This window comes from Streptomyces sp. NPDC096132, assembly GCF_044763345.1.
GTDB lineage: Bacteria > Actinomycetota > Actinomycetes > Streptomycetales > Streptomycetaceae > Streptomyces.
On sequence record NZ_JBIWGA010000013.1, the window covers coordinates 171,226 to 185,756 of the forward strand.

Annotated in this window: 15 protein-coding genes; 11 read left to right on the forward strand and 4 right to left on the reverse strand. The window is 71.2% G+C overall.

The window, feature by feature from the left end:
* The first annotated feature begins 133 nt into the window (after positions 1-133).
* The gene (locus tag ACIRF9_RS29150; RefSeq protein WP_403828035.1) at positions 134-772 is read left to right on the forward strand and encodes a TetR/AcrR family transcriptional regulator; all 639 of its coding nucleotides are present in this window, start codon (positions 134-136) and stop codon (positions 770-772) included.
* A 120-nt stretch (positions 773-892) separates the two neighbouring features.
* Here the strand turns inward: ACIRF9_RS29150 and ACIRF9_RS29155 are convergent, their stop codons facing one another.
* From ACIRF9_RS29155 to ACIRF9_RS29170, 4 genes are all read right to left on the reverse strand, one after another.
* Positions 893-1,216 (reverse strand): DMT family transporter, encoded by a 324-nt coding sequence (locus ACIRF9_RS29155; RefSeq protein WP_403828037.1) that lies wholly within the window; start codon positions 1,214-1,216, stop codon positions 893-895.
* A gap of 96 nt (positions 1,217-1,312) precedes the next feature.
* Positions 1,313-2,323 carry a ribosome small subunit-dependent GTPase A gene (gene rsgA, locus ACIRF9_RS29160; protein WP_403828039.1) on the reverse strand — a complete coding sequence of 337 codons (1,011 nt, stop codon included), beginning with the start codon at positions 2,321-2,323 and terminating at the stop codon, positions 1,313-1,315.
* Between the two features lie 11 nt (positions 2,324-2,334).
* Positions 2,335-3,651, reverse strand: coding sequence for a 3-phosphoshikimate 1-carboxyvinyltransferase (gene aroA, locus ACIRF9_RS29165; RefSeq protein ID WP_403828041.1), 1,317 nt, complete (start codon positions 3,649-3,651; stop codon positions 2,335-2,337).
* A gap of 97 nt (positions 3,652-3,748) precedes the next feature.
* Positions 3,749-4,471, reverse strand: a complete 723-nt coding sequence (locus ACIRF9_RS29170) for a M50 family metallopeptidase (protein WP_403828042.1) — start codon at positions 4,469-4,471, stop codon at positions 3,749-3,751.
* A gap of 50 nt (positions 4,472-4,521) precedes the next feature.
* On the opposite strand from ACIRF9_RS29170, the gene ACIRF9_RS29175 reads away from it, so the two are divergent.
* The 10 genes from ACIRF9_RS29175 (at position 4,522) to ACIRF9_RS29220 (ending at position 14,526) form a co-directional block, all read left to right on the forward strand.
* Positions 4,522-5,337 carry an SOS response-associated peptidase gene (locus tag ACIRF9_RS29175; RefSeq protein ID WP_403828044.1) on the forward strand — a complete coding sequence of 272 codons (816 nt, stop codon included), beginning with the start codon at positions 4,522-4,524 and terminating at the stop codon, positions 5,335-5,337.
* 16 nt (positions 5,338-5,353) lie between these two features.
* Complete coding sequence (locus ACIRF9_RS29180; protein ID WP_403828257.1) at positions 5,354-5,983, forward strand: alpha/beta family hydrolase; 630 nt, start codon at positions 5,354-5,356, stop codon at positions 5,981-5,983.
* Between the two features lie 92 nt (positions 5,984-6,075).
* On the forward strand, positions 6,076-6,936 hold the full coding sequence (locus ACIRF9_RS29185; RefSeq protein WP_403828046.1) for a sigma-70 family RNA polymerase sigma factor: 861 nt from the start codon (positions 6,076-6,078) through the stop codon (positions 6,934-6,936).
* Entirely contained in the window at positions 6,933-7,253 is a 321-nt protein-coding gene (rsrA, locus tag ACIRF9_RS29190; protein ID WP_403828047.1) for a mycothiol system anti-sigma-R factor, read from the forward strand. The genes ACIRF9_RS29185 and rsrA overlap by 4 nt, the downstream gene beginning before the upstream one ends.
* 127 nt (positions 7,254-7,380) lie before the next feature.
* Positions 7,381-8,694: an HD-GYP domain-containing protein gene (locus tag ACIRF9_RS29195; protein WP_403828049.1), complete on the forward strand. Its 1,314-nt coding sequence runs from the start codon at positions 7,381-7,383 to the stop codon at positions 8,692-8,694.
* A gap of 55 nt (positions 8,695-8,749) precedes the next feature.
* Complete coding sequence (locus ACIRF9_RS29200) at positions 8,750-9,973, forward strand: HD-GYP domain-containing protein (protein WP_403828051.1); 1,224 nt, start codon at positions 8,750-8,752, stop codon at positions 9,971-9,973.
* A 105-nt stretch (positions 9,974-10,078) separates the two neighbouring features.
* A complete protein-coding gene (locus tag ACIRF9_RS29205; protein WP_133912498.1) occupies positions 10,079-11,059 on the forward strand; it encodes a c-type cytochrome biogenesis protein in 981 nt (326 codons plus the stop codon).
* A gap of 77 nt (positions 11,060-11,136) precedes the next feature.
* Positions 11,137-11,787, forward strand: a complete 651-nt coding sequence (gene def, locus ACIRF9_RS29210) for a peptide deformylase (protein WP_403828053.1) — start codon at positions 11,137-11,139, stop codon at positions 11,785-11,787.
* A gap of 274 nt (positions 11,788-12,061) precedes the next feature.
* A complete protein-coding gene (gene cyc1 / locus ACIRF9_RS29215; protein ID WP_403828054.1) occupies positions 12,062-13,159 on the forward strand; it encodes an epi-isozizaene synthase in 1,098 nt (365 codons plus the stop codon).
* Entirely contained in the window at positions 13,156-14,526 is a 1,371-nt protein-coding gene (locus ACIRF9_RS29220) for a cytochrome P450 (protein ID WP_403828056.1), read from the forward strand. The genes cyc1 and ACIRF9_RS29220 overlap by 4 nt, the downstream gene beginning before the upstream one ends.
* Positions 14,527-14,531 lie beyond the last annotated feature (5 nt).

Below are 14,531 nucleotides of genomic sequence, written 5' to 3' on the forward strand. Positions count from 1 at the left end.
CGTATCCGTCGAGGCAGGACGGGGCTACATCAGGCCGGAGTCCGGACAGACCCCTCATGCGGCCCACACGGACCCTTGACAGTGCCCCCGGGCGCGTCAAATCTGGGCACCATCCGCTCGCCCCCGGGAGGCGATGATGCCTGCAGCGCGGGAATCCCTACTGGACGCCGCCTTCGCGGCGCTCGCCCTGCGGCCGTGGTCCGCGGTGCGGATGGTGGACGTCGCGGCGACCGCCGGGGTGTCCCGGCAGACGCTGTACAACGAGTTCGGCAGCAAGGAAGGGCTGGCCAGAGCGCTGGTGCGGCGGGAGGCCGACACCTACCTCGCCGGGGTCGAGCGGTCGCTGGCCGTGCACGGCGACATCCGTGAGCGGCTCACCGCCACCGCTGAGTGGACCGCCTCCGCCGCCCGGGACAACGCACTCGTACGGGCCCTGCTCACCGGCTGCTGGAGCGAGCGCCTGCCTTCGCCGACGCTCTCGGCGGTGCCGTCCTCGTCCGCCGTGCCGGCGCAGCGGCGGGCGGACGGCCCGCTGCCCTCGCCCGGCGACCTCGTGACGGCCGTCCGGGACCGGGCCGTCGCCGTGCTCGGCGGCCCCGGCGCCGCCCGCGCGGACTCCGCCGATCTGTCCCGCGCCTGCGAACTCGCCATCCGGCTCGCCCTGTCCTGCGTGGCGGCCCCGCCGACCGGGGAGGACGGCGTGGCGGACCTGGTACGGGTCGCACTGCAGCGGCAGAACAGCGCCCAGCGGGCGGAGAACACGGCCCAGTGACACGAGCCGGGTCGGCTAGGGCCTGTCCGGCGGATCATGCCGCAGACGCGGGGTGTGGCACGCCCACCTGCGCCGATTAGGTGCCGTCACTTTCCTGCGACTTGATCCGCCGGACAGGCACTAGTGCGCCGACCCCGACAGCTGCAGGCCGATCACGCCGATGATCACCAGGCTGATCGAGACGAGCTTCAGTGTGGACACCAGGTCGCCGAGGAAGACCATGCCGTAGATCGCGGTGCCCGCCGCGCCGATGCCTGTCCACACCGCGTACGCCGGACCGACGTCGAGTTTCTTCAGGGAGAGGGTCAGCAGACCGAAACTGCCGAGGGCGAAGGCGCAGAAGGCGATGGTGGGCCAGAGCCTGGTGAAGCCGTGGGACAGCTTGAGGCAGACGGCGAAACCGGTCTCGAGCAGTCCCGCGACGATGACCAGCAGCCACGCCATGTGCCGTCCTCCCGTTTGTCCGCCCGTCACCCGCGCGGTCCGGCTCGGTGCGATTATGCACTTACCGGACTCACGGCCCCACAAACAACGCGGAGGTCAGTCCCCCTCCTTGCGCTCCCGCGTCGCCAGCAGCCGACGCAGCGAGTACAGCCGGGCCGGGTCCGCGTGCCCCTCGGCGACCCACTCGTCCAGCGCGCAGTCCGGCTCGTCGTGACTGCACGCCCGCGGGCAGCCCTCGGTGCCCGGCTCCAGGTCGGGGAAGGCGTGGATCACCCGGGACGGATCGACGTGGTGCAGGCCGAAGGACCGTACGCCCGGAGTGTCGATCACCCAGTCCTCGGTGCCCTCCAGCGGCAGGGCGAGCGCCGAGGTCGTGGTGTGTCGGCCACGGCCGGTCACGGCGTTGACATGGCCGGTCACCCGCCGCCGCTCCTCCGGGACCAGCGCGTTGACCAGAGTCGTCTTGCCGACGCCCGAGTGCCCGACGAACGCGGTGATCCGCCCGGCCAGCAGCTCGCGCACCCGGTCCGCCGCACCGCCGTTCTCCAGCTCCTCGCGGCTGGTGACGACGTACGGGATGTCCAGGTCGCCGTACAGCTCGAGGAGTTTGTCCGGCGGGGCCAGGTCCGACTTGGTCATGACCAGCAGGGGCGTCAGGCCGCCGTCGTAGGCCGCGACCAGACAGCGGTCGATCAGCCGGGGGCGGGGCTCGGGGTCGGCGAGGGCGGTGACGACGGCGAGCTGGTCGGCGTTGGCGACCACCACCCGCTCGAACGGGTCGTCGTCGTCCGCGGTGCGGCGCAGCACCGAGGTGCGCTCCGCGATGCGGACGATCCGGGCGAGCGTGTCCTTCTTGCCGGACAGATCGCCGACCAGGGCGACCCGGTCACCCACGACCGCCGCCTTGCGGCCCAGTTCGCGGGCCTTCATCGCGACGACGACCCGGTCCTCGACCAGACAGGTCAGCCGGCCCCGGTCGACGGTGAGGACCATGCCCTCGGCGGCGTCCTCGTGCTTGGGCCTGATGTGCGTACGGGGACGATTGCCCTTGCGGTTGGGGCGGGAGCGGATGTCGTCCTCGTCGGTGTGCTTGCCGTAGCGGCGCATGGCGAACGTCCCTAGATCCCGAGCATCCCGGTCCACAGCTCGGGGAAGTCCGGCAGGGTCTTCGCCGTCGTCGCCACGTTCTCGATCCGCACGCCCTCCACGGCCAGGCCGATGATCGCACCGGCCGTCGCCATGCGGTGGTCGTCGTAGGTGTGGAAGACCCCGTCGTGCAGCGGGCGCGGGCGGATGTGCAGGCCGTCGGCCGACTCGGTCACGTCACCGCCGAGCTCGTTGATCTCCTTGGTGAGCGCGGCCAGCCGGTCCGTCTCGTGCAGCCGCAGATGCGCCACGCCCCGCAGGGTGGACGGGGAGTCCGCGAGGGCGGCGACCGCCGCGATGCCCGGCGTCAGCTCGCCGACGTCGCTCAGGTCGACGTCGATGCCGTGGATCGAGCCCGAGCCGGTGAGGACCAGGCCGTAGTCGGTCAGCTCGCAGGAGCCGCCCATCTCGGTGAAGATCTCCCGCAGCCGGTCACCCGGCTGGGTGGTACGGGCCGGCCAGTCCGGGATCAGCACCCGCCCGCCCGTCACCAACGCCGCCGCCAGGAACGGCTGGGCGTTCGACAGGTCCGGCTCGATCGTCAGGTCCCGGCCCAGCAGGGCGCCCGGCGTGACCCGCCAGACGTTCGGCTCGCCGCCCGACTCCGGGGTGTCCACCTGGGCGCCGACCGCGCGCAGCATGTCCACCGTCATCCGGATGTGGGGGAGGGAGGGGAGCGTGGAGCCGATGTGACGGACCTCCACGCCCTGGTTGAAGCGGGGGCCGGACAGCAGCAGCGCCGACACGAACTGGGACGAGGACGAGGCGTCGATCTCCACCGGGCCGCCGTCCAGCGCGCCCGAGCCGTGCACGGTCAGCGGCAGCGCGCCCCGGCCGTCGTCGTCGATCCGGGCGCCGAGGACGCGCAGCGCGTCGATGACGCCGTTCAGGGGCCGCTCGTACGAACGCGGGTCGCCGTCGAAGCGGACGGGGCCGTCGGCGAGGGCGGCGACCGGCGGCAGGAAGCGCATCACGGTGCCCGCGTTGCCGACGTCCACCGTGGCCGGGCCGCGCAGGCCCGCCGGGAGGACGCGCCAGGCCTCGCCGGTGCCGTCGGGGCCCACGCCTTCCTCGATCTCGATGCCCATCGCCCGCAGGGCCTCGGCCATCAGCAGCGTGTCGCGGGAGCGGAGGGGTCGGCGCAGCCAGCCGGGCTCGGAGGCGAGGGCGGCGAGGACGAGGGCGCGGTTGGTGACCGACTTCGACCCCGGCACGTGGACCGTCGCGTCGACGGCCTCGCTCGCGGTGGGGGCGGGCCAGAGGGCGGTGTGTGCGGGGCTTTCGGGCATGCGGCCACTTTAGTCTTTGGCCGTCGTTCGGGTGCGGCGGCGTGGGGGCTGGTCGCGCAGTTCCCCGCGCCCCTGGTGAGCTGCCCCTTCGGGGCGCTCACATCTCCAACAGCCACCTGCCCCCACCCATCAGCGAGCACAGGCTCACCACATGGAACAGGAACAGCCACAAGCCCGCCGGTACGTGGGTCAGGCGCGACAGCTGGTCCGCGTCGGAGTCTCCGGCCCCGCCCCGCGAACGCTTCATCTGCAGCTCGAACGCCGGCCGGACGCCGCCCAGCAGCAGGAACCACACCACCGCGTACGCGAACGCCGCCTGCACCTGGGGGCCGGCCAGCCATGACACCAGCAGGAACGTGCCCCCGGTGACGACCACCGTCAGCGCGCCGTACGCGTTGCGGATCATCACCAGCATCGCCACCAGCAGGGCCGTCGCCAGCCACAGCAGCAGGGTGATGCGGCCGGCGCCGAGCAGGGCGGCGCCGCCCAGGCCCAGCAGCGGGGGAGCGGTGTAGCCGGCGGCCGCCGTGAGGATCATGCCGAGGCCGTGCGGCTTGCCGCGGCTCACCGTCAGACCGCTGGTGTCGGAGTGCAGCCGGATCCCGGTGAGCTGGCGGCCGGTGAGCAGCGCGACCAGGCCGTGGCCACCTTCGTGGGCGATGGTGACGGCGTTGCGCGATATCCGCCACAGGTTGTGCGGGACGACCGCGGCGAGGGCCGCGACCGCCGTGGCGATCACCACCCAGAGGTCGGGGTCGGGCTGGGTGCCGACGAGCCGGTCCCAGAGGTCGGGCAGCGCGGTGGCGGCGGTGCTGGCCATGTTGTCTGGTGGCTCCCTCTGGTCTCACGGAGTCTGGCAGTGTGGCACGTATGTGCGGACGGTATGCAGCGAGTCGCAGGCCCGAGGATCTCGCAGGAATCTTTGAAATCGAGAAGTGGGAGCCCGAGGAGGCCCTGGCCCCCGACTTCAACGTGGCGCCGACCAAGGAGGTCTACGCCGTCCTCGACCGTCCGGTGAAAGACGCCGACGACCGGCGCCCGGTTCGGCAGCTGCGCACGCTGAAGTGGGGGCTCGTGCCGTCCTGGGCCAAGTCGCCCGAGGGCGGCGCCCGGATGATCAACGCGCGGGCGGAGACCGTCCACGAGAAGCCGTCGTACCGCCGCGCCTTCACCTCCCGCCGCTGCATCCTGCCCGCCGACGGCTACTACGAGTGGGTCACGGCCAAGGAGGAGCGGGAGCTGGAGGTCGAGGGGAAGAAGAAGCGGCCGCGCAAGCAGCCCTACTTCGTGCTCCCGGCCGACGGCTCGGTGTTCGCGATGGCCGGGCTGTACGAGTTCTGGCGGGACCGGACCCTGCCCGACGACCACCCGCGGGCCTGGTGGGTGACCTGCTCGGTGATCACGACCGAGGCCGAGAAGACCCCCCTCGCCGTGGCCCCCGCCGACGGCCCGCACGCGCTGACCGACATCCACCCCCGGATGCCCCTGATGCTCACCCCGGACCGCTGGGACGCCTGGCTGGATCCCGCCCGTACCGACCCCGACGACCTGCGGTCCCTGCTGGAGCCCCCGCCGGCCGGGCTGATGCGCGCCTACCCGGTCTCCACGGCCGTCAGCAACGTCCGCAACAACAGCCCGGAGCTGCTGAAGGAGCTGGACGGGCCGGAAGAGGGCACACTCTTCTGACGTGGCGACTTCTGATGTGACGACCGAGATCGTCGGTACCGACGCGGGTGACGCCCGCATCACCTGGCACCGGGCGGACACACCCCGTCTGGTCCTCGCCGTCAGCCATGGCGCCGGCGGTGGCATCGAGGCCCGGGACCTGCGGGCCCTCGCGGCCGTCCTTCCCGCGCACGGAGTGACCGTCGCCCTCGTCGAGCAGCCCTGGCGGGTGGCCGGCAAGAAGGTGGCGCCCGCGCCGAAGACGCTCGACACCGGCTGGCGCGGGATCTGGCCGGCGGTCGCGGGGCAGGGGCTGCCGGTGGTCTCCGGCGGGCGGTCGGCGGGGGCCCGGGTGGCGTGCCGTACCGCCACCGAACTGGGCGCGCACGCCGTGCTCGCGCTCAGCTTCCCGCTGCACCCGCCGGGCAAGCCGGAGAAGTCCCGCGCCGAGGAACTGCTCGGGGCCGAAGTGCCCACGCTCGTCGTGCAGGGCGGCAACGACACCTTCGGCCGGCCCGACGAGTTCCCCGAGGGCGACTACGAGCTCGTCGAGGTGCCGTACGGCGACCACGGCCTCGCCGTGCCCAAACGGGCGGAGATCAGCCAGGAGGAGGCCGTGGCGCTCGTCACCGACGCGGTGGTGAAGTGGACCGGGTCACTCGGGTAAAAACTCGGGAATGTTGTCGGGCGGTCCACTGTTGAGCCGGACAGAAGTGCTGAACACGCAGCACCGACGTCGTGGGAGAGGAAGTCCGCCGCATGGGTTCGACCATCTGCCCGAGCCGCAGCAGCCGCACTGACCTGGACTGGACGGTGCTGCACGCGGCCAAGGCCACCCCTATTCGAGGGGCGGCGGCCACGGGTAGTCGTCTATCCTCCGATTCGAGTGGGACCGGATTCGGTCCTGCCCGCAATCTTGAGGAGGTGGGTCCGGTCACCGGTACCGACGCAGGGACCGACAACGGCCAGGCGGAGCTGCCCGAGGGCCAGGGCATGGGCGTGGACACGGGCGACGAGTCGTCCGCGGAGCGCAGCGCGCGCTTCGAGCGGGACGCGCTCGAGTTCCTCGACCAGATGTACTCGGCCGCGCTGCGCATGACGCGCAACCCGGCGGACGCCGAGGACCTGGTACAGGAGACGTATGCCAAGGCGTACGCGTCCTTCCACCAGTTCCGTGAGGGCACCAACCTCAAGGCCTGGCTGTACCGGATCCTCACCAACACCTTCATCAACTCGTACCGCAAGAAGCAGCGCGAGCCCCAGCGCAGTGCGGCCGAGGAGATCGAGGACTGGCAGCTCGCCCGCGCCGAGTCGCACATGTCGACCGGTCTGCGCTCCGCCGAGTCGCAGGCGCTGGACCACCTGCCCGACTCGGACGTCAAGGAAGCACTTCAGGCCATTCCCGAGGAGTTCCGCATCGCCGTGTACCTCGCAGACGTCGAGGGCTTTGCGTACAAGGAGATCGCGGACATCATGGGGACACCCATCGGTACGGTGATGTCCCGGCTGCACCGGGGCCGCCGTCAACTGCGCGGCATGCTCGAGGATTACGCCCGTGAGCGCGGGCTGGTCCCGGCCGGCGCCGGAGAGTCGAACGAAGCGAAAGGTTCGGGCTCATGAGCTGCGGAGATCCGCACGAGACGGACTGCAGTGAGGTCCTCGACCATCTGTACGAGTTCCTCGACAGCGAGATGCCGGACGTCGATCGCGACAAGTTCAAGCAGCACTTCACCGAGTGCTCGCCGTGCCTGGAGAAGTACGGACTCGAAGAGGCCGTGAAGAAGCTGGTCAAGCGGTGCTGCGGCCATGACGACGTGCCGACCGACCTGCGCGCCAAGGTCCTGGGGCGGCTCGACCTGATCCGTTCCGGCCAGACCGTGCCCGAGCACGATGTGACGGCCACCCCGGCCGCCCCGGTCACTCCGCAGGAGTCCTGACGGCGCCCGTCGTCACCCGAATGTGCTAATCCGCGGGTGATACGCCCGCAGAGCCACCCCACGCCACCCTAGGCTCCGAAGCCCGGACTGCTGACGGAGCCCGGGCGGGCATGGCTGGGGAGGCGTCATGGAGGGAGTGCCGGCGCGGGCGGGCGGTTACGTCGCCGGTGTCGTCCTCGCCGCCCTCCTCTGCCTGTCCCCGCTGATCACCTCCGCGCGCACGCCCTGGTGGGCCGTCGGCCTGCTCGCCGCGCTGTACGCCGGGGGCGAGCAGATCGCCCGGCGCCGGTTCGCCGGGACCTTCTCCCCCGTACTGCTCGCCGGGGCCTTTCTGCTGCCACCGCCCGCGGCCGCGCTCGTGGCTCTCCCCGGGGCCCTGTGCTCGCACGTCGAGCAGGGCCCCTTCGTGCTGCGCCGCGTCTGGCGGGCGGCCCAGTCCTCCCTCGCGGTCTGGGCCGCGGCCCGGGTCCACGGGGCGCTGGACGGGCGGGACGCCGTGGCCGGCTCCGACGTGCCGTACGCGCTGGTGCCGGCGGGTGCGGCCGTCCTCGTCTTCTGCGCGGTGCTCGCCGTCCTGGACGGCGGGATGCTCGCGCTCGCCGAGGGGCTGCCGCCGCTCAAGGTCTGCCGTGGGCTGTTCCTGCGCTCGCTCGCGCCCCTCGCCGTGCACGGACTCGCCGGGCTGATGATGGCCGTGCTCTGGCGCAGCCCCTACGGGCCGGTCGCCGCGCTGCTCGTGCTGTTCCCGATGGCCGTGTCGTGGTGGGTGTTCGCCCAGTACCACCGGGAACGGGCCGCCCACCGGGCGACGATCCGCGCGCTGGTGCAGGCCGTCGACATCAAGGACGACTACACACGCGGCCACAGCGAACGCGTCGGCCAGGCCTCGATGATGATCGCGCGCGAGCTGGGCATGGACGACAGCCGCGTCGAGGTCATCCGGTTCGCCGGGATCCTGCACGACGTGGGCAAGCTCGGCGTGCCCACGCGGCTGCTGCGCAAGGACGGGCCGCTGACACCCGAGGAACGGCGGGTGATCGAGCTGCACCCCGAGTACGGGCACGAGATCACCCGGGGCATCTCCTTCCTCGGCGAGGCCCGCTCGGCGATCCTCCACCACCACGAGCGGATCGACGGCAGCGGCTACCCCTACGGGCTGGTGGGCAGTCAGATCCCGGAACCCGCACGGGTGGTGGCCGTCGCCGACGCCTTCGACGCGATGACGTCCACCCGGAGCTACAGCCGGGCCCGGCCGGTGCCGGTCGCCCTGGAGGAGCTGGAGCGGTGCGCGGGCACGCAGTTCGACCCGCGGATGGTCACCGCCCTGGCGAGGGTGATCGGGCGGGACGGCTGGCATCCGATCGTGACGTCCGACGAGACCCGCCCACCCACCGTCCCCCGGCCCGCCTCCGCCCCCGACCGCCCGGGAGTCTCCCGATGACCCCCCCGCCGCCCGGGAGCGTCCCGATGATCCCGCGCCGCCCGGGGGTGTCCCGATGACCCCACGCCGCCCCCTGCACACGGCGGCCGGGCTGCTCACCGTCGTCTCCCTCCTCGTCACCTTCCGCACCGGTGTCGAGGAGGGGGCGGTCGCGCTCGCCTTCGGGAGCCTCGTCGCGGTGGGGGAGCTGATGAGCCGGCCCGGGCTTCGGGAGGCCGCGCCGCTCGGTGCCGCCGGCGGACTGTCGTACGCCCTGCTCGGGGAGCACGCCGGGCACCCCGGCCACCACGGGGTCGCCCAGGTCGTCTCGGTGGTGGCCACCGCCTCGCTGCTGGGCAGCGTGCCGCACATCGCACGCGGGGAGGGGCCCGTCCTCGACCACCTGGTCCGTCGCGTCCTGGCCGTCGGTTTCGCGGCCGTCTGCTTCCAGCCCCTCTACAACAGCGGGGCGTTCGACCGCTGGCGGGGTTCGGTCTACGCCCTCGTCCTGCTCGCGCTGCTCGTCCTGACCGTGCTGTGCGACGCCGTGATCGCCGCCGCGCTGGCCCACTCCCGCACCGGCTGGCCGTTCCCCCCGCTGCTCCGCGACGAGCTGCGGGCGGTGCCCGGCATCGGGTCGGCGGTGTGTGCGACCGGCGCGGTGATGGCGCTCGCGGTCGCCGTCGTAGGGCTCTGGGCGCTGCCCGTGTTCTCGGTGCCGCTGCTGCTCACCCAGCTGTCCCTGCGCCGGTACGCCGCCGTCCGCGCCACCAACCGGCAGACCATCGTCTCCCTGGCCCGCGCCACCGAGATCGCCGGATACACCCCGGCCGGGCACGCCCGCCGGGTCGCCGTCCTCAGCCAGGCCGTGGGCCGGGACCTGGGACTGCCGGAGGCCGAGCTGACCGTGCTGGAGTACGCGGCCCTGATGCACGACATCGGCCAGCTCAGCCTGGTCGACCCGGTCCCGGCCGGCGCCACCTCCGGCCTGCCGGCGGCCGAGCAGCGGCGGATCGCGCTGCTCGGCGGGGCCGTCGTCCGCCAGACCGGGGCGAGCGCCCAGGTCGCTGCGGTCGTCGAGCGGCAGGCCGACCCGTACCAGGAACAGCCGGTGGCCGCCCGCATAGTCCGGGTGGTGAACGCGTACGAGGAGAAGGTGCAGGATTCCGGCCCCGGAGGCCCCCTCACCGCCCTGGAGGAACTGCGCCTCGGCACCGGCGGCGAGTACGCGCCGGAGGTCGTGGAGGCGCTGGCCAGGGTACTGTCACGGGACTGTCTGACCCTGCCCAAGGGTGGGTAACCCATGGGTAATGAGCGCCCTCCCAGCCGCACGTGGTTGGATGCGAGGGAGAGAGTGTCCGGGGGCACTGGCCAGCCCACAGAACGGAACTGGCAGGCGGGAATCGTGAGGATCTTCGGCAAGGGACGGCACCGGCCCTCCGCCTCCTGGCGGCAGGCCACCGACCGTGCGTTCACGCTGATCGGCGACGGACGGTACGAGGATGCCGGCGCGCTGCTGACACGTGCCGCCGACCTGGAGCCCTGGCTGTCGGAGTCCTGGTTCAACCTCGCCCTCCTGCACAAGTTCCGGCACGACTGGGAGCAGGCCCGTACGGCCGGTCTGCGGGCCGTCGCCCTGCTCGACCGCGAGACCGGCGCTCCCGACTGGTGGAACGTCGGTATCGCCGCCACCGCGCTGCAGGACTGGCCGCTGGCGCGCCGCGCCTGGCAGGCGTACGGGCTGCATGTCCCCGGCAGCGGCATCGGCTCCGGCGAGCCCGTCGGCATGGAGCTGGGCAGCGCGGCCGTACGGCTGTCCCCGGAGGGGGAGGCCGAGGTGGTGTGGGGGCGGCGACTGGACCCCGCCCGCATGGAGGTGCTGTCGATCCCGCTGCCGTCGTCCGGGCGGCGCTGGGGCGAGGTCGTGCTGCACGACGGGGTGCCGCACGGCGAGCGGACCACGGCGGCCGGGCACTCCTACCCCGTCTTCGACGAGATCGAGCTGTGGGCGCCGTCCCCCGTGCCCACCTGGGTGGTCCTGCTGGAGGCGGCGACGGAGGCCGACCGGGACGCCCTGGAGCAGTTGGCCGCGGACGCGGGGTTCGCCGCGGAGGACTGGTCGTCGTCGGTGCGGTTGCTGTGCCGGATGTGTTCGGAGTCGCGGATGCCGTCGGACGAGGGCGACGGGGAGCATCTTGATCCCCACGACCACAGTGAGCCGGGGCATCCGGGGCCGCTGGGGCATCGGACCGATGGGCAGCTGTGGGTGCCGGAGCGGGAGTGTGGTGTCGCGGCACCGGCCTCGCTGGTGCGGGGGTTGTTGGACGGGTGGGTTGCCGACAGCCCCGACTCCAGGGATTGGCGGGATCTGGAAGAGGTTTGCTGAACGGCTTCCTCCAGTCCTCTCCCTTTAGGCTGTACTTCGCAGAATTTCTTCAGGTTGCAGGAAGGCATACGTCGGTCATGGCGCAGCAGGACACCGATCAGCAGCACGCGGGCGTGCTCCCCGTGGACGACGAGGGCTTCGTCATCGACACCGAGGACACGGAGGAGCGCGAGGAGGCGTACCGCGGGCGGGGCACCTCGCGGCCGATCACGGTCGTCGGGAACCCGGTGCTCCACAAGGAGTGCAAGGACGTCACCACGTTCGACGACGAGCTGCTGAAGCTGGTGGACGACATGTTCGCCAGCCAGCGCACCGCCGAGGGCGTGGGGCTGGCCGCCAACCAGATCGGCGTCGACCTGAAGGTCTTTGTCTACGACTGCCCCGACGACGAGGGCGTCCGGCACACCGGCGTGGTCTGCAACCCCAAGCTCGTCGAACTGCCCGCCGACCGGCGCCGGCTGGACGACAGCAACGAGGGCTGCCTGTCGGTGCCCACCGCCTACGCGCCGCTCGCCCGCCCCGACTACGCCGAGGTGACCGGGCAGGACGAGAAGGGCAACCCGATCAAGGTGCGCGGCACCGGGTACTTCGCTCGCTGTTTGCAGCACGAGACGGATCACCTGTACGGGTACCTCTACATCGACCGGCTGTCCAAGCGCGAACGCAAGGACGCCCTGCGGCAGATGGCCGAGAACGAGCCCCGCTACCCCGTGGTCGCCAACGACTGATCCACGCCACCACGTACACGACGCCTGGCCGGGAAACTTCCCGGTCAGGCGTCGTTCGTATGTCCGACGGACGTTCGATCGCTTTTGCACATCTGCTGACCCATAATCAGTCACGCCGGGGTGGATTCTCAGCAGGTTGAGGTGGTGAATGAAGCAAATCCGTTCCCATAACGGTCACTTGTAGTGCTGAATGGGAAGTGCGGGGATACGCAACGGCGCACGCCCGGCACGGCGGGAGGGGTGTGTGCCCACTGGCGGCTGAGAGGGGTTGTTCGTGCCAACTTTCCCATACAGCACCACATACAGCACCACGGCGACGGTGGCCGCGCCGGCGGTCCCGCCCTCGCTCTCTCTTCCGGTCATCGAGGCGGCCTTTCCCCGGCAACTGCATCCGTATTGGCCCCAGTTGCAGGAGAACACACGCTCCTGGCTGCTGGGAAAACGCCTCATGCCGGAGGACAAGGTCGCAGAATATGCCGACGGACTGTGCTACACGGATTTGATGGCGGGGTACTACGTCGACGCCTCCGAGGAGGTTCTCCAGGCCATAGCCGACTACAGCGCCTGGTTCTTCGTGTGGGACGACCGGCACGACCGCGACGTCGTGCACGGCCGTAGCGCGGAGTGGCGTCGGCTCAGGTTCCGGTTGCACGCGGCTCTGGACGCCCCGGCGGCCCACCAGCGCCATCCGGACCCACTGGTGGCCGGGCTCGCGGACAGCACGGGCCGGTTGTTCTCGGTCCTCCCCGGCACCTGGAACGCGCGGTTCAGGCGGCACTTCCACACCGTGATCGACGCGTACGACCGGGAATTCCGCAATCGCCTCCAAGGGCGGATCCCCCCGGTCGAGGAATATCTCGCACTGCGTCGGCTCACCTTTGCGCACTGGATCTGGACCGACCTCCTGGAACTGAGTGCGGGACGCGAACTCCCGGACGCGGTGCGAAAACACCCGTCCTTTCGGCGGGCGGCCCTGCTGAGTCAGGAATTCGCCGCCCTGTACAACGACCTCTGTTCGCTGCCGAAGGAAATAGCGGGCGACGAGGTGCACAATCTCGGAATCAGTCTCATCACCCATGAGGGACTGACCCTGGAAGAGGCAGTGGACGAACTGCGGCGGCGCGTCGAGGAATGCATATCCGGATTCCTCGCCGTCGAGAAGGACGTCTTACGGCTGGCCGACCGGCTCGCCGACGGGACGGTCCACGGAAAAGAACTCGGCGCCGCCGTACGGGCCTGCCTCGCGAACATGCGGAACTGGTTCAGTTCCGTCTACTGGTTCCACCACGAGTCCGGCCGATACATGGTCGACAGCTGGGACGACCGGTCCACGCCCCCGTACGTCAACAACGAAGCGGCAGGTGAGAAATGACCGTCGAATCCGTGAAGTCCGAGTCCTCCGGGACCACAGCACCGCAGGAGCCGCCCCTGGCCGGCGGCGGGGTCCCGCTCCTCGGCCACGGCCTGAAGCTGGCCCGCAGCCCGCTGGGCTTCCTGGCCCAGCTGCGCGACCACGGTGACGTCGTCCGCCTCAGGCTCGGCCCCAAGACGCTGTACGCCGTCACCGCTCCCCAGCTCACCGGGGAACTCGCCCTCAGCCCCGACTACATCATCGCCGGACCCCTGTGGGAGTCCCTGGAGGGCCTGCTCGGCAAGGAGGGCGTGGCCACCGCCAACGGTCCGCTCCACCGCCGGCAGCGGCGTACCATCCAGCCCGCGTTCCGGCTCGACCTCCTCCCGGCGTACGGGCCGATCATGGAGGAGGAGGCGTACGCGCTCGTCGAGCGGTGGAGCAGGGGCGAGGTCCTCGACGCCACGGCGGAGGGCTTCCGGGTGTCCGTGCGCATCTCCGCCCGCTGTCTGATGCGCGGCACCTACATGGACGCCCGGTCCGAGCGCATCTCCTCCGCGATCGCCACGCTGTTCGCCGGTATGTACCAACGCATGGTGCTCCCGCTCGGACCCCTTTATCGGGTACCGATTCCGGCCAACCGCGAATTCAACCGGGCACTGGCCGATCTCCATCGGCTCGTCGACGAGATCATCGCCGATCGTCGGGCATCCGGTCAAAAACCGGACGATTTGCTGACGGCTTTGCTGGATGCGACGGACGAGAATGGCGATCCGATCGGGGAACAGGAGATCCACGACCAGGTCGTCGCGATACTGACCCCGGGCAGCGAAACCGCCGGCTCCTCGGTCATGTCGTTGCTCCACGTCCTCACGGAGCATCCGGATCAAGTGGACAAGATCCGCGACGAGGTGAAAAGCGTCGCCGGTGACCGGCCGGTCGCATTCGGCGACGTCCGAAAGCTACGGCACACGGCCAATGTGGTGGTCGAGACCATGCGGCTGTATCCCGCCGTATGGATATTGACCCGGCGCGCGGTGACCGACACCGAGCTCGGCGGATACCGCATTCCCGCCGGAGCGGACCTCGTCTACAGCCCGTACGCGGTCCAGCGCGATCCGCGTTCCTTCGGGCGGCACGAGGAGTTCGACCCCGACCGCTGGCTGCCCGGCCACTCCGCGGAGGTACCGAAGTACGCCATGTCGCCGTTCGGCGTCGGCAACCGCAAGTGCCCGAGCGACCACTTCTCGATGGCCTCGCTCACGCTGATCACCGCGGTGGTGGCAAGCGCATTCCGCTTCGAGCCCGCGCCCGGCTCCGACAACCGCACCCGCATAGGCATCACGCTCCGGCCGCGCCGACTGCGGCTGCGGGCGCTGCCGGGGTGAGAGCG